The organism is Lacinutrix salivirga (genome assembly GCF_053604675.1).
Window position 1 is genome coordinate 1 of the sequence record NZ_JBSHNP010000043.1, and the last position, 435, is coordinate 435.

Annotated in this window: 1 protein-coding gene; it reads right to left on the reverse strand. The window is 40.7% G+C overall.

Annotated features, from left to right (window positions below; all coding sequences use genetic code 11):
* The coding region (locus tag ACVC5O_RS01395; protein ID WP_452219673.1) for an Ig-like domain-containing protein at positions 1-435 on the reverse strand (435 nt) is incomplete at both ends.

Here is a 435-nt window from a genome sequence, read left to right on the forward strand (position 1 = left end):
TACATTGTCTGTACTGTCTTCATCTACTTCTGCTACATCATCTTCTGCTACTGGTACGTCTTCTGCATTTACTGTCACCTCTACTTCTGCTGTATCACAGTTTGGTGTTGGTGTTGCGTTATCACATACTGTATATTCAAATGTATCCGTTCCTGTAAATCCTGGGTTTGGTGTGTAGGTTACTACATCATCACTTGGATCGTCTGGTGTATTGTTTGGATCTGTTATGACTACAGTTCCATTGGTTGGTGGTGTTGTGATTGCGATTGTGCCTTCCGTTGGGATGTCGTTATCGTTATCATAAACATCTACCACTACTGGTGTGTCTTCGTCTGTAGTTGTTGTATCGTCTTCTACATCTACAATTGGATTTACTGTTACGGTTACTGTTGCTGTAGACTCATCGCCATCTGCATCTGTAATTGTATAATCAAA